Genomic DNA, 16,125 nt, shown 5'->3' on the forward strand with positions numbered 1-16,125 from the left:
CACCATGACGCAACCCACCACTCCGCGTGTCGCCATCGTCGGTGCGGGTGTCGCCGGCCTCTCCGCGGCCTACCACCTGCGCGAGCGCGCCCGCATCACCGTCTACGAGCGGGAGGACCGCCTCGGCGGGCACGCCAACACCGTCGAGGTCGAGGACGACGGCCGCACCCTCGGCATCGACACCGCCTTCGTCGTCTTCAACCGGCCCGCCTACACCAACCTCTGCGAGTTCTTCGAGGAGCTCGGCGTCGAGGCCGTGGAGCACAAGGGCGCCTTCAACTTCTTCGACCTGGACTCCGGCCTGGAGTACGGCACCAAGGAACTCGACATGACCGAGGAGGAGGTGGCCGCCCGCTACTCCGAGGAGTTCCTGACCATCTGGCGCGAGGCCGCCCGCTTCCACACCGAGGGCCGCAAGGACTTCGTCCGCAAGAAGGCCGACATCCCGCTCGGCGAGTACCTCGACCGCGGCGGCTACAGCCAGGCCTTCCGCAACTCCTACGTCATCCTGCTCTGCTCGGCCGTCTGGTCCATCCCTGCGGAGCTGATCTGGGAGATGCCGGCCAGCACCGCCATCGCCTTCTTCATGGGCCACGACGAGGGCGGCCTCGGCGGCCGCCAGGTCGACTGGCGCACCGTCGGCGGCGGTTCCATCTCCTACGTCCGCAAGGCGCTGGCCGCGATCGGCCCCGAGATCCGCAAGGGCGCGCCCGTCACCGCCGTCCACCAGGAGGCCGACGGCGTCACCGTCACCACCGCCGAGGGCAGCGAGCGCTACGACTACGTGGTGATCGGCGCCCACGCCGACGAGGCCCTCGCGATGCTCGACAACCCCAGCGACCGCCAGCAGGAGGTGCTGTCCAAGGTCCGGTACAACGGCTCCTCGGTCATCCTGCACACCGACCCCTCGGTGATGCCCGCCGACCGCGAGCGCTGGGAGGCCTGGAACTACGGCAAGGTCGCCGTCGACGGGAACGACCGTACGTACGTCGCCTATTACATGAACAAGCTCCACGGATTCACCTCGGAGAAGGACTACTTCGTCACCCTCGACTACCCGGGCACCGTCGACCCGGAGACGGTCATCGCCGAATTCCCGTACAGCCACCCGGTCATCGACATTCACGTCCGGGACATGCAGAAGAACATCTACGACGTCAATGAGGGGACCCGCGTGAAGCTGTGCGGTTCCTACTTCCACGCCAAGCGGCACGGTGTGGACCAGATCGGCTCGCACGAGGCCGGCTATTCCTCCGGAATGGACGTGGCGCGGCAGCTCATCAGCGAACTCTGAGTACGCGCGGCGCACAGCGCGCCCTCCGCCGCGGGCGGAGGGCGCGCTGTCGTGTGCGATCAGGCGGCGCGGGACGTCAGGAGGCGAGCATCGAGCCGCTGAGCAGATCGGTCAGATAGCCCATCACCGAGCGCGCCGAGGGTTCTTCGACCGCCGCCTCGACACCGCTCACCCCAGGCGTCCACGGGCCGAGTGCGGGCGCCTCGGCGGACGGATCGCTCAGGACGGGGGAGCACACGCTGATCTGCTCCAGGCGGGCCGTCAGCAGCGGTGTGCCGGGGGTGACGGCGGCCAGCCGGCGCCGGGCGCGCTGGTAGACGCCGATCGCCTCCGGACCGCGCCCGCAGCGGCACAGGGCCAGCATCAACTGGTCGTGGAGGCGCTCGCGGAGCGGGTGGGCGGCGGTGGCGTCCTCCAGTTCGGCCAGGACGCCGTGATGCCGGCGGGTGCGCAGCGCGCAGTCGAAGTAGATCTCCAGCGCGTCCTGGCGCTCCCGCTCGAGGAGCGCCGAGAGCCGCGTGGTGGCCGGGCCGCGAGGGCCGTCCCCCAGCACGCTGCCGCGCCACAGGGCGAGGCCCTGCCGTAGTGCCGTGTAGGTGCCCTCGGGGTCGCCGGCCGTCGTGCGGCGTGCCTGCGCGAGGGCGTGACGGAAGCGTCCGGCGTCGGTCTCCGCCGCTTCGGCCCGAAGGACGTAGCCCGTCTCGCGGGTGAGCAGCCGGGGGAAGTCGGCGGGTTCCGGCTCCAGTTGCAGCAGTGAGCGGCGCAGCACCGAGACGTGGGCGTTGAGGCTCTTGCCGCAACGGTGCGGTGGCGCGGGCCCCCACAATTCCCGGATCAGCGCGTCACGGGAGACCGGGATTTCGGGCCGGGCGATCAACGCCCCGAACAGCAGGCGCTGTTTGGGCGCGTTGAGCGGCACGCAGAGGTCGCGGTCTTCGTCGTACAACTCGGGTGGCCCCAGAATCCGGAACTGCATTCCCTCGCCTTCCCGTCCGCGGTGACCGCAGGGCGCGCCGTGTCGTTGCGCGCCGTACGAATTCCGCACACGAGAAGACCACGCGGGGCAGGGGCCGGGCCTGAGTCGCGGTCACTCACCTTCATTTCCTACGGAGAGGGGTGTCACCCGGAAATTGCCGGCGGCTCGTCGGCAGACGTGAGTAGCCCGCACTCATGCCCCTCACCCCTGCTCGTCCGAGAGTCGTTGGGCCGCGCAGGAGTCGGGGGAGGGGGAGGCGGTCTCGCCGTGACGCACCATCGACTCGGCCTCCTGGGCGAGCCGGCGCAGCGCCATCAGCGCCGGTTCGAGGAGGAAGGTCAGCAGCACCGCGCGCTCGGCCATCTCCAACGGGTCCTTCAGGGACTCCAGTTCGTCCAGGTCCAGGCGGGCGGTCCGGCGGGCGAGTTCGGCGTAGGGGAGGAGGAAGCGCCAGTCGTGGTCCAGGCCCAGCGAACGCAGGGTCTCCAGGGTCTCGTCGATGACCCCGCGGGCCGGGTTGTACTCGGACACCTCCCAGTCGAGCGCTGTCAACAGTGCGTCAGCCTCGCTGCCGTGCTCCCCGCCCTCGCCCTCGGCGTCCTGCGGCGCCTTGGACGTGGCGCCGCCCGTCGGGATGCCGAGGACCAGGCCGAGCACCTGGTGCGTGTCCGCCTGGTACTGGGAGACGGTGTCCAGCAGCTGCTTGGCCGCGGCCACGGACAGGCCGCGCACCCCGATCAGGGCGCGGATCAGGCGCAGCCGCCGCAGGTGCGTGTCGTCGTACTCCGCCTGTGTGGCGGCGGTGGCACGGCCCGGCGGCAGCAGGCCCTCGCGCAAGTAGTACTTGATCGTCGCGTTGGCCACGCCGCTGCGACGACTCAGTTCCGAGATTCTCATCAGCTTCCCGCTCTTCCCCTGGCAATTGGGTAGTGCCACTGTCTAATATAGATAGTGCCACTCGCCAACTTTGGATGCGAGGCTACTGTGCCCACCCTTCCCTGGGTCAAGCCGAATCCGGCACGGCCCGACACCAGCGCCTTCGTCATGGCCTCCCGGCTCGAGGTGCGATCCCTCAAACACGTCCCCCGCTTCTTCCTGAAGTCCCTCTCCGCCTGGGGTCAGGTCCGCCGGGCCCCAGGAGCGCTCGGCGCCTCCCTGGAGGCCCAGCTGTTCAAGGGGGTCTTCTTCACGCTGTCCGCGTGGGAGAGCAAGGACGCCCTCTACGCGTACGCCAAGGCCAACCCGCACAAGAACGTCGTACGGGACGTGCGCTCCAGCATGCGCGGTTCGACGTTCATCTTCTGGGAGGTGCCGGTCGAGCAGCTGCCGATCGACTGGTCCGACGCCAAGCGGCGCATCGACGAGAAGGCTCGCGTCGACGCGCTGGGCGGCGGTCACGACGCCCACTGAACCCCCGGCCCGACGCCACCCCCGCCGTCGGGCCGGGTCGCTCCGTCCGGACCCCGGCGCGGTGCACGGCCCCGGCCGCCACCGCGCCCGGTCCGGCGTGCCCGCGAAACCGCACCGCGCATCACTGCACGCACGCACCCGCGCATCCGCGCGCCGCGCGTGAACTGCCGGAACATTCCGGCAGGTTGACCTCATTGCTGTTTCTTGGCGTGATTGCCCCGCCTTGCCGCCGTTTGTCAGGCCCTGTCAGCCGGCGAGCCCGACGGGATGTGCCGCCGCTACTGTTCCCGCCGAGGCACCCCGGCGGGGTGTCCGATCGCTCCGTCGGCCCGGCGGGTTGCACGCCCGCGCGCCGACAGCACACGCCCGCGCACCACTTCGGCGCACCGGGGCCGAGCCCGGCCCTCGCCCTGCCCGACACCTTCGCCCCCGGTACCCGTGTGCCGGAGAACCCGGAGAATCAACGTGACCACGGTCCACGAGACCCTCACCAGGGGTGAGACCGAAGTCGGCGCCGTCGGCACGGCGACAGCCCTTCTCGATGCCTACCGACCCGGCGTCCACCGCTTCTTCGCCTCGCCCACCCGCACCCTGCTGGCCTACGGCACACACAGCCAAGTCCCGCACGACGAACGGCCGTTGACCGACCGGGTGGACGAGACGCTGAGCGCCGCGCGGCTGGCCGGAGAGCCGGCGCCCGTGGTGATCGGCGCCATCCCCTTCGACGGCTCCGCGCCCGCGGCCCTCGTCGTGCCCTCCGTGCTGCACCGGGCCCCGGCCCTCGCCGCGGACCCGCTGATCGCGTTTCCCGCGCCCCGGCCCGAGCCGCTGTCCTGGACGGTCGACCCCGTTCCCGCGCCGGAGCGCTACGGCGCCGCCGTCGCCGCCGCCGTGCGGCGCATGCGGGCCGGCGAGTTCGACAAGGTCGTCCTCGCGCGGGCCCTCGACCTGACCGCCGGGCAGAGCCCCGACGTCCCGGCGATGCTTCAGCGCCTGGCGCGCCGCGACGTCGGCGGCTACACCTTCGCCGTGCCCACCCCCACCGGGAGCACCCTGCTCGGCGCCAGCCCCGAACTCCTCGTCTCCCGCCGCGGCACCGCCCTGGTGGCCAACCCGCTGGCCGGCTCCACCCCGCGCAGCGACGACCTCGCCGAGGACGTACGCCGCGCCGCCGCGCTGCTGGAGTCCGTCAAGGACCTGCACGAGCACGCCGTGGTCGTCGACGCCATGCGGGCCGCCCTCGCCCCGTACTGCGCCGAGTTCCACGTCCCCGAACGGCCCTCGCTGGTGAAGACCGCCACCATGTGGCACCTGTCGACCACCATCACCGGCACCCTGGCCGGCCCCGCCGTCTCCGCCCTGGAACTGGCCTGCGCCGTGCACCCCACACCCGCCGTGTGCGGCGCCCCGACCGCGCACGCCCGCCGCGTCATCGGTGAACTGGAGCCGTTCGACCGGGGGTTGTACACCGGCATCGTCGGCTGGGGCGACGCCGAGGGCGACGGCGAGTGGGTGGTGACCATCCGCTGCGCCGAGGCCTCCGAGCAGGGACTGCGGCTGTTCGCGGGAGCGGGCGTCGTCGCCTCCTCCGTCCCCGCCGCCGAGACCGCCGAGACCGGCGCCAAGTTCCGCACCTTCCTGGACGCCGTGGGGGCCGAGCTGTGAGCGCCGACGCGCCCACCTGGCCCGCCGAGTTCGCCGACCGCTACCGCGCCGCCGGACACTGGCGCGGCCAGACGTTCGGGCAGATGCTGCGCGAGCGGGCAGAGCGCCACCCGGACCGGACCGCCGTCGTCGACCCGGCGGGCGCCGGCCGCCGCTGGAGCTACGCCGAACTCGACGCCCGCGCCGACCGGCTGGCCGCCGGCCTGATCGCCGCCGGCATCGGACGCGGCGACCGGGTCGTCGTCCAACTGCCCAACGTCGCCGAGTTCTTCGAGACCGTCTTCGCCCTCTTCCGCGTCGGCGCGCTGCCCGTCTTCGCCCTGCCCGCCCACCGGGACACGGAGATCACGCACTTCTGCACACTGAGCGAGGCGGTCGCCTACGTCGTCGCCGACGTGCACGAGGGCTACGACTACCGGGAGTTGGCCACGCGCGTCCAGGCGAAGGCGCCCTCGCTGAAGCACGTCTTCGTGGTGGGAGACGCGGGGGCCGCCGCAGGGCACACGGCGTTTTCCGACGTGCCCCGCGACCCGGTGCCGCACGACGTACCCGACGCCGGCGACCTCGCCTTCCTCCAGCTGTCCGGCGGCAGCACCGGCGTACCCAAGCTGATCCCGCGCACCCACGACGACTACCTGTACTCGGTGCGCGCCTCCAACGAGATCTGCGCGGTCGACGAGGACAGCGTCCACCTCGTCGCGCTGCCCGCCGCGCACAACTTCCCTCTCAGCTCGCCCGGTTCGCTGGGCACGCTGGCGGCCGGCGGCCGGGTGGTGCTCTGCCCGAGGCCCGACCCGGACACCGCGTTCCCCCTCATCGAGCGCGAGGGCGTCACCCTCACCGGGCTCGTCCCGCCGCTCGCCCTGGCCTGGACGGCGGCCGCGGCGGGTACGCCTCACGACCTCAGCAGCCTCGAGATCCTGCTGGTCGGCGGCGCCAAGTTCAGCGAGGAGGCCGCACGCCGCGTCCGCCCCGCCCTGGGCTGCACGCTCCAGCAGGTCTTCGGGATGGCCGAGGGCCTGGTCAACTACACCCGGCTCGACGACGACGAGGAAACGATCGTCACCACCCAGGGCCGGCCCGTCTCGCCCGACGACGAGATCCGCGTCGTGGACGACGAGGACCAGGACGTCGCACCGGGGGAGACCGGCCACCTCCTCACCCGCGGGCCCTACACGATCCGCGGATACTGGCGCGCCCCCGAGCACAACCGGCGTTCCTTCACCGCCGACGGCTTCTACCGCACCGGCGACCTCGTGCGGCTGACCGGCACCGGCCACCTGGTCGTCGAGGGACGCAGCAAGGACCAGATCAACAGGGGCGGCGAGAAGATTGCGCCCGAGGAGGTCGAGAACGTCATCCTCGGCCACCCCGCGGTGCACGACGTGTCCGTCGTCGCCGTACCCGACGACTACCTCGGCGAGCGCAGCTGCGCCTACGTCGTCCTGCGCCCCGGCGCCGGCCTGCGTCCCGTCGCGCTCAAACGCTTCGTGCGCGAGCGCGGACTGGCCGCCTACAAGGTCCCCGACCGGGTCGAGTTCGTCGACGTCTTCCCGCACACCGGCGTCGGCAAGGTCAGCAAGAAGGATCTGCGCGCGACCGCCGCCGACCCCGCACCGGCCGCACCGGCCTCCCACGATTAGGCGACCTCACCCATGGGACTTCCGTCCATCCCGCCGTACCCGATGCCGACCGGCCCGGAGCTGCCCGCCAACCGGGTGGACTGGCACGTCGATCCGGACCGGGCCGTGCTGCTCGTCCACGACCTGCAGCACCACTTCCTGTCCGCGTTCACGCAGGACGCCTCGCCCGTCGGTGAACTCGTGCCCCGGGTGGCCCGCCTGGCGAACGAGGCACGCCAACTCGGCATCCCCGTCGTCTACTCGGCGCAGACCGGCGGCCAGAGCCCCCGGCAGCGCGGACTGCAGATGGACTTCTGGGGCCCCGGCCTGCCCGGCGACGCGCACGCCCAGGCCATACCCGCCACGGTCGCCCCGCACGAGGGCGACACCGTGCTGACCAAGTGGAAGTACAGCGCCTTCGTCCGCACCGACCTGGCCGGCCTCCTCGCCAAGCACGACCGCGACCAGCTGGTCATCACCGGCGTCTACGCCCACCTCGGAGTCAACATGACCGCGTGCGACGCCTGGATGCGCGACATACAGGCCTTCGTCGTCGCCGACGCCGTCGCCGACTTCGGCCCGCGCGAGCACATGGAGGCCCTGCACTGGGCCGCCCGCTCCTGCGCGTTCGTCACCACGTGCGACACCGTCCTCCAGGAGATCCGGCCATGACCCTGACCGTGCAGCGGATGCGCGAAGACGTCGCGGACGTGCTGGGGGAGGACCCGGTGGACATCCCTGTCGACGAGAACCTCGTCGACTACGGCCTCGACTCGGTGCGCCTGATGACCCTGGTCGAGCGGTGGCGGCGCGAGCACGGCGCCGACGTCTCCTTCGCCGACCTCGCCGAGCGCACCGCCATCGAGGCGTGGGCCCCACTGCTGGGAGCCCGCACATGACGGGCGCCCCCGAGCGGCAACTGCCGCTGACCGCAGCCCAGTCGGGCATGTGGTACGCGCAGGCCCTCGACCCCGACAGCCCCGCCCTGAACACGGCCGAGTACCTGGAGATCCACGGCCCCGTGCGGCCCGAGCTCTTCGCCGAGGCCCTGCACCGCACCGCCGGGGACGCCGAGGCGCTGCGGGTACGCATCGCCGAAACCCCGGACGGGATACGGCAGTTCATCCAACCGGCGTCGAGCGACGGGTTCCCGCTGCACCAGGCGGACCTGCGCGACGCGCCCGATCCCGACGCCGCCGCCCGCGACTGGATGGACGAGGACCTCGCCCGGCCCTTCGACCTCGCCGCAGGGCCGCTGTTCCAGCACGCCCTTCTCCGGGTCGGCGACGAACGCTGGCTGTGGTACCAGCGCGTGCACCACATCGTCCTGGACGGCTTCGGCTACTCGCTGCTCGCCCGCCGCACCGCCGAGACCTACACGGCACTCGCTGCCGGCCGGCACCCAGCGGAAAACCCCTTCGGCCGCCTAGACGACCTGGTCGCCGCCGACCTCGCCTACCGCGACGACGAGCAGTACGCCCTCGACCGCGCCCACTGGAGCGAAACCCTCGCCGACCGGCCCGAGGCGCCCACGCCGGCGGGTCGCACCGCACTGCCCTCCCACACCTTCCTGCGCGCAACCGCCCACGTTCCGGACGAAGTCACCGACGGACTGCGCTCCCTGGCAGCCGAACTACGCGCCACCTGGGTCGAGTTGATCGTCGCGGCACAGGCCCTGTACGTCTCCCGGGCCACCGGCCGCTCGGACGTCGTCCTGGGCCTGCCGCTGATGGGCCGCATGGGCTCGGTAGCGCTGCGGGTGCCCGGCATGGTGATGAACGTCCTGCCGCTGCGCCTTGAGGTCCAGCCGGCCACCACGCTCGCCCGGCTGACCCGCCAGGTCGTCCTCGGCATGCGTGCCGCCCGCCGCCACCAGCGCTACCGCTTCGAGGACATCCGACGCGACCTCGGCCTGCTCGGCGAGGGCCGCGCGCTCGTCGGCCCGCTGATCAACGTCATGCCCTTCGACTACGGCCTCACGTTCGCGGGCGCCGCCACCGTCCCGCACAACCTCTCGGCCGGTCCGGTGGACGACCTCACCGTCAACGTCTACGACCGCGCCGACGGCCGCGGCCTGCGCATCGACCACGACGCCAACCCCGCCCTCTACACGCGTGCCGAACTGGCCGCCCACCAGGAGCGGTTCCTCGCCCTGCTGGCCCGCCTCGCAGGGCACGACCCCGAGACCCCCCTCGCCGGACTCGGCATCGCCACCGACGCCGAACGCCATCTGGTCGTCACCGACTTCAACGCCACCGACCACGACGTCCCGGCCACCACGCTGATCGGCCCCATCGAGGCCCAGGCCCGCCGCACCCCCGACGCGCCCGCGCTCATCCACGCCGACCGGACCCTGACCTACGCCGAACTCACCACGCGAGCCAACCAGTTGGCGCATCGTCTGGCGGCCGGGGGAGTGGGTCCGGGCACGATCGTCGGCGTCGCCCTGCCCCGCTCCGTCGAGCTGATCGTCGCCCTGCTCGCCGTCCTCAAGGCAGGCGGCGCCTATCTGCCGCTCGACCCGGGCTACCCGGCCGACCGGCTCGCCCACGTCCTCGACGACGCCGACCCCGTCTGCGTCATCACCGACGCCGCCACCGCCGAACGACTGCCCAAAACCAGCCGCGATCTCGTCCTCCTGGACCGCACCGACCTCGCGCGCCTGCCCACGTACGATCCGCCCCGGGCCCTCACCCCGAGCGATCCCGCCTACGTCATCTACACCTCCGGCTCGACCGGCCGGCCCAAGGGCGTCGTCGTCCCGCACGCGGCGATCGACAACCGGTTGCGCTGGATGCAGCACACCTACCCGCTGACGCCCGGCGACCGCGTCCTGCAGAAGACACCGTCCGGATTCGACGTCTCCGTATGGGAGTTCTTCTGGGCCTTCCGCGTCGGCGCCACGCTCGTCCTCGCCGCCCCCGAAGGACACAAGGACCCTTCCTACCTGGCCCGGCTCATCCGCGAACAAGCCGTCACCGTCTGCCACTTCGTGCCCTCCATGCTGCAGGTGTTCCTCGCCGAACCGGAGGCGGCCGGATGCACCGGCCTGCGGCACGTCTTCTGCAGCGGCGAGGTCCTGCCCCGCGAGACCGCCCACCGCTTCCACCGCCGGCTGCCCACGGTCCCGCTGCACAACCTCTACGGCCCCACCGAGGCCGCCGTCGACGTCAGCCACCACACCTGCGTCCCCGCGGACACCGGCACGGTCCCGATCGGCCGCCCGGTGTGGAACACCCGCCTCTACGTCCTCGACGCCGCCCTCCAGCCGTGCCCGCCCGGCGTACCGGGCGAGCTGTACCTCGCGGGCGTCCAGCTCGCCGACGGCTACCTCGGCCGCGCCGCCCTGACCGCCACCCGCTTCGTCGCCGACCCCTACGGCCCGCCCGGCTCGCGCATGTACCGCACCGGCGACCTCGCCCGCTGGAGCGACGACTGCGAGGTCATCTACCTGGGCCGGACCGACCACCAGGTCAAGCTGCGCGGGCAGCGCCTCGAACCCGGTGAGATCGAGGCCCGGTTGACCGCCGTAGAAGGCATCACCGGCGCCACGGTCCTCCTGCGCGAGGACCGCGCCGGCGACCAGCGCCTCGTCGCCTACGTCACCGGCAGCGCCCCCGACGACCTGCGCACCCGCCTCGCCGCAGCCCTGCCCGACTACATGGTCCCCTCCGCGTTCGTCACCCTCGACGACTTCCCGCTCAGCCCCAACGGCAAGCTGGACCGCGCGGCCCTCCCGGCGCCCGCCGCTACCTCCCGCGCCGACGCACGCGCCCCGCGCACCCCCACCGAGGAGACCCTGACCCGGCTGTTCGCCGAGGTGCTCGGCGTCGACCGCGTCGGTGCCGACGACGGCTTCTTCGACCTCGGCGGCACCTCCCTGCTCGCCGCCCGCCTGATGGCCCGCATCCGCGACACCCTCGGCACCCGGACCCCGCTCGGCGCGCTCTTCCGGGCGCCCACCCCCGCCGCGCTCGCCGACGGGCTCGCCGACGCCGGCCACGACGACACCGCCCTGGACGTCCTGCTCCCGCTGCGCGCCACGGGCACACGCACCCCGCTGTTCGTCTTCCACCCCGCCGGCGGCATCAGCTGGTGCTACTCGGGCCTGCTCTCCCGTCTCGGCCCGGACCAGCCCGTCCACGGCCTGCAGGCGCGCGGACTGCGGGAGGGCGAGGAACTCCCGGCCACGATGGACGAGATGGCCGCCGACTACGCCGGCCGACTGCGCGCGGTGCAGCCGCAGGGACCGTACCGCCTGCTGGGCTGGTCGGTCGGCGGCGTCATCGCCCACACCGTCGCCATCCACCTGCAACAGGCGGGCGAGACGGTCGAGTTGCTGGCCCTGCTGGACGCCTACCCCTCCGACCAGTGGCGTGACCTCGCCGGCCCCACCGAGGCCGACGCCCTCAACGCCCTGCTGCGCATGGCCGGTTACGAGGGCGGCACCGGACTGACCCGCGACGAGGTCCTGGAGGTGCTGCGCCGCGAAGGCAGCGCGCTCGCGGCACTGCCGCAGCGGGTCCTCGACGCCGTCATCGGCATCGTCACCAACAACGCCCGCCTGATGCGCACCCAGAACCACCGGACCTTCGACGGCGACCTGCTGTTCTTCACCGCGGCCGCCCCGCGCGCCGAGCACTGGCTGACCCCGCAGGCCTGGACGCCGTACCTCACCGGAACCGTCGAGGAGCACCAACTCGACTGCCTGCACCCGGAGATGACCCGGCCCGGCCCGCTCGACGACATCGCCGCCACCCTCGCGGCCCGGCTGAAGGAACTCGACGGATGACCCACCCCTTCGACCCCGCCGGCCCGAACGACCCCACCCATCTGATCCTGACCGACGCCGCGGGCCACCGATCGCTGTGGCCGTCCTGGCTGCCCGTCCCGGCCGGCTGGACCACCGAGTTCGGCCCGGCCCCGCACGAGGACTGCCTGCGCACCCTCGACGCCCCGCCGACGGGCCACGAAGCCCCCACCCCTTGATGCCGACCGAGCCCGGCCGTCGTCCCAGCCTCAACCCAGCCTGATCCCGCCTTTGATCCCGACCCCTGATCCCGACCCTGGAGGAACCACCATGTCCGCCACCCCCAACCCGATCGGCCGACGCACCGTGCTCGGTGCGGCGCTCGCCGCAGGCGGCGCGCTCGGCGCGGCCGGAACGGCGGCAGCCGCCACCCCGGACCGGGCCCGTACGAAGGAGGCGACCTACGCCGTGACATCCGCCGAACTCGCCCAGGGTCTCTACCAGGTGGCCCACTCCACCCGTAACGACGTGCTGTGGGTGACCAGTTCGATCGGCTTCCCGCCCGTCACCCACTCCCGCCTGCTCAAGGTGGACCCGCGGACGCTGAAGCAGCTGGCGAGCTACGAGCCGCCGCTCAGCGACCCTGCCACCGGTGCCGTGGAGGCGGTCTACGGTGTGGCGGTCGACGACGTGCACAACACCGTCTGGGTCACCGCCACCCTCGACAACGCGCTCGCCGTGTACTGCCAGCGCACCGGGCGCCACCTGGCCAAGCTGCCCGGAGTGCAGCACCCGCGCGACGTCGCCCTCGACGTCGCACGCGGCCTGGTGTGGTGCAGCGCCCTGGAGGAGGGCAGCGTCGTCGCCTTCGACCTGGCGACGCACCAGGAGCGCAAGCGCGTCACCGTCGAGGGCGCCTGGCCCGCGGGCCTCGCCGTCGACCTGTTCACCGGCAACGTCTACGCGGCCGACCTGGCCAAGAGCCGTGTCATCGAGGTCCGCCCCGGCTCCGACCAGCCCCGGCTGATCCCGGCCGGCCAGGGCACCATCGACGTGGCCCTGTCCGCGGACGGCCGCACCGCCTACACCGCGAACCAGACCGCCGGCTCCGTCTCCGTCATCGACCTGGCCACCGGCGCGACCACGAAGGAGATCAAGACGGGCGCCGGAACCCTCGCGGTGGCCACGGACGCCCGGAACGGCCGCGTCTTCGTCGCCAACAAGGACGCCGGGACCACGAGCGTCGTGGACCCCGCCGCGGGCGCGGTCGTCGCCGACCTGCCCACCGGCGCCAACACCGACCACGTCACGGTCGTCCACGGCACGGCCTACGTCGTCGACAAGGCGGCGGCCGGCCCGGGGACCCTCGACTCGATCCACCTCATCCGCGCAACCCGCTGACGCGCTGCCCGGGCCGGTCCGGCGCACGCCGGGCCGGCCCGCCTCTGAAGGAGGCCTCTGAAGGAACCGTCGGGAACCCCTGAAGGGAATGGGATGCGCAACCTGATCCAGGTGGGCGCCTGGGTGAGCCTGGCCGGGCGGACGAGGGCGGTACTCACGCTCTCCGCCGAGTCGATACGTCTCACCGACGGCGCGGGCCCACCCCGTGAACTACCGCTGTCCGTAGTGCTGGAGGCCGAGGACTTCGAAGTCCTCACCAGCGAACTGCGGATGCCGTTACCGCCCCAGCCGCTCCTGGACACCATCCCCGAGCAGGCCCGGGAGAAGGCCCTGTGGTGGGAGCCCCACATCCTGGAGGTCCTCCACGGCACCGCCCCCGGCGCCCACCCCCGCCCCGAGTACGACCCGGCCCGCGTCTCCCTGACCACCCGCGAACAGACCAAGGCGGCAGAACTGACGGCCGAGGGCCACCGGGTCGGCATGAGCACGGTCGGCCACCTGCGCCGCCGCTACCAGACGGAGGGTCTGCTGGGCCTGGTTGACCGCCGGCAGAAGCGGTTGCGGCCGTAGCGGGGAGAACCACGTCTCACCCGGACCCGTTACGGATGGGGGTGAGCACGTTCTCCTCGAACGGGCGGCCCTCGACGGTGACTTCGCGCACGGTGCCGATGCCCCCGACGTAGTACTTGTCGTCCACGACACCCGGCTCCAGCGGCGTCCATTCCTTCGTACGCGGAGCCCCTTCGAAGGACCCGTAGGGGACGGACACACGGGAGGTCAGGTCCAGGACCTGGAAGCGGTCCTCGGCCTGACCGGGGTAGAGCTCCTGCTCGCTCGCCGTGCCGGTCCGGCTGCCGGGCACGGTCCCCGGCAGGCCGTCCTCGTCGTGGGCGCACCGCTCGGCGACTGCGCGGAGGCGTTGCACCGGCTGCTGATCCTGCTGCTCGCAGGCGGCCCGCTCGCCCTCGTAACGTCCTCGTACGCCGGCCGGCTGCTCGCGGGCGCCGCGCTGCGGCCGGTCGAGCGCATCCGCCGGGAGGCCGCCGTGATCTCCGAGGCCGAACCCGAGCGGCGGCTGACCGTTCCGCCGGCCCGGGACGAACTGGCCCGGCTCGCCCACACCCTCAACGCCATGCTCGCGCGCCTCCAGGAGGCACTGGTACGCGAGCACCGCCTCGTCGACACCGCCGGCCACGAACTGCGCACCCGTCTGGCACTGCTGCGAGCCCAACTCGACCTGGCAACAGCGCGCCCGCGCGGCCGGTCCGAGCTGGAAGCCGCCGTCCGCTCCGCCGCCGCCGAGACCGACCGGCTCGTCGGACTCGCCGAGGACCTTCTCGTCCTGGCCCGCACCCGACAGGGCCGCCTCCCACTGCGCCGCGAGCCCGTGTCCCTGCCGCCCATGCTGTCGACCGCGGCCGAGGCCTTCCGCGCCCGCGCGACCGCCGCCGACGCCACGATCACCGTGGTAGCGGCCGACGCCACCGCACCGACCGCCGACCTCGATCCGGTACGCCTGCGCCAGGTCCTCCACAACCTCCTGGACAACGCCCTGCGCCAATCCGGCTCCCGAGGGCCCGGGCCGGATCACCCTCGGTGCCGACCACGTGGACGGCATGGTGCGCATCGCCGTGCACGACCGGGGCTGCGGTTTCCCACCGGCCGTACTCGATCCACCGAGCCCGCTGCCGGGCGCGGCGGACGCCGGTCTCGGCCCCCCATCGTCAGAACCATCGCCAGGGCCCACGGCGGCCTGCTGGACCTGGCCAACCACCCCTCGGGCGGCGCCCTCGCCATCGTGCGCCTGCCGATTTCGGGATGATTCAGCAACGGCGCCGGCGCCCTTGCGACGGATCAGCCGCTGCTCTCCGGACCCCACCGCTCAGGCCCCACCCCGCGCCAGTCGATCCACGGCACCCCTGCCACCTCCGCCGGGTCGATCTCCAGCCCGGCTCGGCGTAGGAACTCCGCGACGTCCGCCACGTTGTGCGCGAGTCCGAGGATTTCGCCGTCCACGCGTACGCGCCGGCCGCCGGTGGGTGACGGTGGGTGCACGATCACGCGAATCGGTCCGGACATGTCCTCAGGATCATCCTCGGCCTGCGGCTCCGCACTCCAGCGCGTCATCGATGAGGCCGCTCGCGCACGGGCCCGTCCGACCGTCCCAGGTCACGGAGCTCCCACCACGCCACGGGGTCAGGTCGCCGTTGGTGCCAATAGGGGTGGAAGAACGTCTGGGTCGACAGCTGGTACAGACGTCGGCGCAGCTCGGTACGGCCAGGCCGCCGGGCGAGCCGGCGGTACGTGGCGCTCCACTCCTGCTGAGCCCGCACGAGGTCGTCGGGGAACGTTCGCATGACAGAATTCAATCATGTGTTCGATTTTCTGGGCCAGTGCCCCACCGTCGGACGTCGGCGGGAGGAAGGCGCCCGCGCCCGGTCGTCCCGCTCCCGACCCTTCTCGGCGGCGCTGGGGCCGCTTCCGCTGTCGATGCTGCGCGGGTACCGGTCCCCGTAACCGCGGAGGCCGGAGATACGCCGAACGGCCCCCTCGGAGTGATTTCCGAGGGGGCCGCTGCGTGCCTGATGTCGCGAGGCACCGATGAGAGCCGGTTTGTCAGACGGCGCTCAGTACTGCTCGGTCTCCATGAAGCCCGTGCTGGAGTTGTCGTCCGCGTCGAAGGCGTCCACGGCGGCGGTCGGGTCGAATCCGGGCGGGCTGTCCTTCAGGGCCAGGCCCAGACCGGCCAGCTTCGCCTTGACCTCGTCGATCGACTTCGCACCGAAGTTGCGGATGTCGAGCAGGTCGGCCTCGGAGCGCGCCAGGAGCTCGCCCACGGAGTGGACGCCCTCGCGCTTGAGGCAGTTGTAGGAGCGGACCGTGAGCTCCAGCTCCTCGATCGGCAGGGCCATGTCGGCGGCAAGGGCGGCGTCCGTGGGGGACGGGCCCATGTCGATGCCCTCGGCGTCGATGTTCAGCTCGCGGGCGAGACCGAACAGCTCGACCA

General features: G+C 72.5%; 17 protein-coding genes. 11 read left to right on the forward strand and 6 right to left on the reverse strand.

Annotated features, from left to right (window positions below; translation table 11 throughout):
- Positions 1-4: 4 nt before the first annotated feature.
- Positions 5-1,294, forward strand: coding sequence for an NAD(P)/FAD-dependent oxidoreductase (locus ACGFYN_RS30275; RefSeq protein WP_393869070.1), 1,290 nt, complete (start codon positions 5-7; stop codon positions 1,292-1,294).
- 76 nt (positions 1,295-1,370) lie between these two features.
- On the opposite strand, the gene ACGFYN_RS30280 is transcribed toward ACGFYN_RS30275, so the two are convergent.
- Complete coding sequence (locus ACGFYN_RS30280; protein ID WP_393869071.1) at positions 1,371-2,270, reverse strand: BTAD domain-containing putative transcriptional regulator; 900 nt, start codon at positions 2,268-2,270, stop codon at positions 1,371-1,373.
- A 201-nt stretch (positions 2,271-2,471) separates the two neighbouring features.
- Positions 2,472-3,167, reverse strand: coding sequence for a MerR family transcriptional regulator (locus ACGFYN_RS30285; RefSeq protein WP_393869072.1), 696 nt, complete (start codon positions 3,165-3,167; stop codon positions 2,472-2,474).
- Between the two features lie 87 nt (positions 3,168-3,254).
- Here ACGFYN_RS30285 and ACGFYN_RS30290 point away from each other — a divergent pair, with 87 nt between their 5' ends.
- The 9 genes from ACGFYN_RS30290 (at position 3,255) to ACGFYN_RS30330 (ending at position 13,688) form a co-directional block, all read left to right on the forward strand.
- On the forward strand, positions 3,255-3,680 hold the full coding sequence (locus ACGFYN_RS30290; protein ID WP_393869073.1) for a DUF3291 domain-containing protein: 426 nt from the start codon (positions 3,255-3,257) through the stop codon (positions 3,678-3,680).
- Positions 3,681-4,145: 465 nt separating this feature from the next.
- Positions 4,146-5,345, forward strand: coding sequence for an isochorismate synthase DhbC (dhbC, locus tag ACGFYN_RS30295; protein WP_393869074.1), 1,200 nt, complete (start codon positions 4,146-4,148; stop codon positions 5,343-5,345).
- Positions 5,342-6,988 carry a (2,3-dihydroxybenzoyl)adenylate synthase gene (locus tag ACGFYN_RS30300; RefSeq protein WP_393869075.1) on the forward strand — a complete coding sequence of 549 codons (1,647 nt, stop codon included), beginning with the start codon at positions 5,342-5,344 and terminating at the stop codon, positions 6,986-6,988. Before dhbC ends, ACGFYN_RS30300 begins: the two co-directional genes overlap by 4 nt.
- A gap of 12 nt (positions 6,989-7,000) precedes the next feature.
- Positions 7,001-7,639: an isochorismatase family protein gene (locus ACGFYN_RS30305; RefSeq protein ID WP_393869076.1), complete on the forward strand. Its 639-nt coding sequence runs from the start codon at positions 7,001-7,003 to the stop codon at positions 7,637-7,639.
- Positions 7,636-7,866, forward strand: coding sequence for a phosphopantetheine-binding protein (locus ACGFYN_RS30310; protein ID WP_393869077.1), 231 nt, complete (start codon positions 7,636-7,638; stop codon positions 7,864-7,866). Before ACGFYN_RS30305 ends, ACGFYN_RS30310 begins: the two co-directional genes overlap by 4 nt.
- Entirely contained in the window at positions 7,863-11,759 is a 3,897-nt protein-coding gene (locus ACGFYN_RS30315) for an amino acid adenylation domain-containing protein (RefSeq protein WP_393869078.1), read from the forward strand. The genes ACGFYN_RS30310 and ACGFYN_RS30315 overlap by 4 nt, the downstream gene beginning before the upstream one ends.
- Positions 11,756-11,956, forward strand: a complete 201-nt coding sequence (locus tag ACGFYN_RS30320) for an MbtH family NRPS accessory protein (protein ID WP_393869079.1) — start codon at positions 11,756-11,758, stop codon at positions 11,954-11,956. The genes ACGFYN_RS30315 and ACGFYN_RS30320 overlap by 4 nt, the downstream gene beginning before the upstream one ends.
- Before the next feature lie 91 nt (positions 11,957-12,047).
- Complete coding sequence (locus ACGFYN_RS30325; RefSeq protein ID WP_393869080.1) at positions 12,048-13,118, forward strand: YncE family protein; 1,071 nt, start codon at positions 12,048-12,050, stop codon at positions 13,116-13,118.
- A gap of 93 nt (positions 13,119-13,211) precedes the next feature.
- Complete coding sequence (locus ACGFYN_RS30330) at positions 13,212-13,688, forward strand: hypothetical protein (RefSeq protein WP_393869081.1); 477 nt, start codon at positions 13,212-13,214, stop codon at positions 13,686-13,688.
- A 16-nt stretch (positions 13,689-13,704) separates the two neighbouring features.
- Here the strand turns inward: ACGFYN_RS30330 and ACGFYN_RS30335 are convergent, their stop codons facing one another.
- Positions 13,705-14,043, reverse strand: coding sequence for a hypothetical protein (locus ACGFYN_RS30335; protein ID WP_393869082.1), 339 nt, complete (start codon positions 14,041-14,043; stop codon positions 13,705-13,707).
- Between ACGFYN_RS30335 and ACGFYN_RS30340 the strand changes: the two genes are divergently transcribed.
- Positions 14,005-14,940, forward strand: coding sequence for a HAMP domain-containing protein (locus tag ACGFYN_RS30340; protein ID WP_393869083.1), 936 nt, complete (start codon positions 14,005-14,007; stop codon positions 14,938-14,940). The genes ACGFYN_RS30335 and ACGFYN_RS30340 overlap by 39 nt on opposite strands.
- 32 nt (positions 14,941-14,972) lie before the next feature.
- On the opposite strand, the gene ACGFYN_RS30345 is transcribed toward ACGFYN_RS30340, so the two are convergent.
- From ACGFYN_RS30345 to ACGFYN_RS30355, 3 genes are all read right to left on the reverse strand, one after another.
- Positions 14,973-15,197 (reverse strand): hypothetical protein, encoded by a 225-nt coding sequence (locus tag ACGFYN_RS30345; protein WP_393869084.1) that lies wholly within the window; start codon positions 15,195-15,197, stop codon positions 14,973-14,975.
- A 44-nt stretch (positions 15,198-15,241) separates the two neighbouring features.
- On the reverse strand, positions 15,242-15,475 hold the full coding sequence (locus ACGFYN_RS30350) for a hypothetical protein (RefSeq protein WP_393869085.1): 234 nt from the start codon (positions 15,473-15,475) through the stop codon (positions 15,242-15,244).
- Positions 15,476-15,745: 270 nt separating this feature from the next.
- Positions 15,746-16,125: DNA-directed RNA polymerase subunit alpha C-terminal domain-containing protein (locus tag ACGFYN_RS30355; protein WP_393869086.1), on the reverse strand; the 380-nt coding region annotated here is incomplete at its 5' end.

It is taken from the genome of Streptomyces sp. NPDC048419 (assembly GCF_043200415.1).
Taxonomy (GTDB): domain Bacteria; phylum Actinomycetota; class Actinomycetes; order Streptomycetales; family Streptomycetaceae; genus Streptomyces.

What these genes read in the sequence shown, in the direction of transcription:
- ACGFYN_RS30275 (WP_393869070.1), top strand. Translation starts at nt 5, where the DNA reads ATGACGCAACCCACCACTCCGCGTGTCGCCATCGTCGGTGCGGGTGTC.
- ACGFYN_RS30280 (WP_393869071.1), bottom strand. Translation starts at nt 2,270, where the DNA reads ATGCAGTTCCGGATTCTGGGGCCACCCGAGTTGTACGACGAAGACCGC.
- ACGFYN_RS30285 (WP_393869072.1), bottom strand. Translation starts at nt 3,167, where the DNA reads ATGAGAATCTCGGAACTGAGTCGTCGCAGCGGCGTGGCCAACGCGACG.
- ACGFYN_RS30305 (WP_393869076.1), top strand. Translation starts at nt 7,001, where the DNA reads ATGGGACTTCCGTCCATCCCGCCGTACCCGATGCCGACCGGCCCGGAG.
- ACGFYN_RS30310 (WP_393869077.1), top strand. Translation starts at nt 7,636, where the DNA reads ATGACCCTGACCGTGCAGCGGATGCGCGAAGACGTCGCGGACGTGCTG.
- ACGFYN_RS30315 (WP_393869078.1), top strand. Translation starts at nt 7,863, where the DNA reads ATGACGGGCGCCCCCGAGCGGCAACTGCCGCTGACCGCAGCCCAGTCG.
- ACGFYN_RS30320 (WP_393869079.1), top strand. Translation starts at nt 11,756, where the DNA reads ATGACCCACCCCTTCGACCCCGCCGGCCCGAACGACCCCACCCATCTG.
- ACGFYN_RS30325 (WP_393869080.1), top strand. Translation starts at nt 12,048, where the DNA reads ATGTCCGCCACCCCCAACCCGATCGGCCGACGCACCGTGCTCGGTGCG.
- ACGFYN_RS30330 (WP_393869081.1), top strand. Translation starts at nt 13,212, where the DNA reads ATGCGCAACCTGATCCAGGTGGGCGCCTGGGTGAGCCTGGCCGGGCGG.
- ACGFYN_RS30345 (WP_393869084.1), bottom strand. Translation starts at nt 15,197, where the DNA reads ATGTCCGGACCGATTCGCGTGATCGTGCACCCACCGTCACCCACCGGC.
- ACGFYN_RS30350 (WP_393869085.1), bottom strand. Translation starts at nt 15,475, where the DNA reads ATGCGAACGTTCCCCGACGACCTCGTGCGGGCTCAGCAGGAGTGGAGC.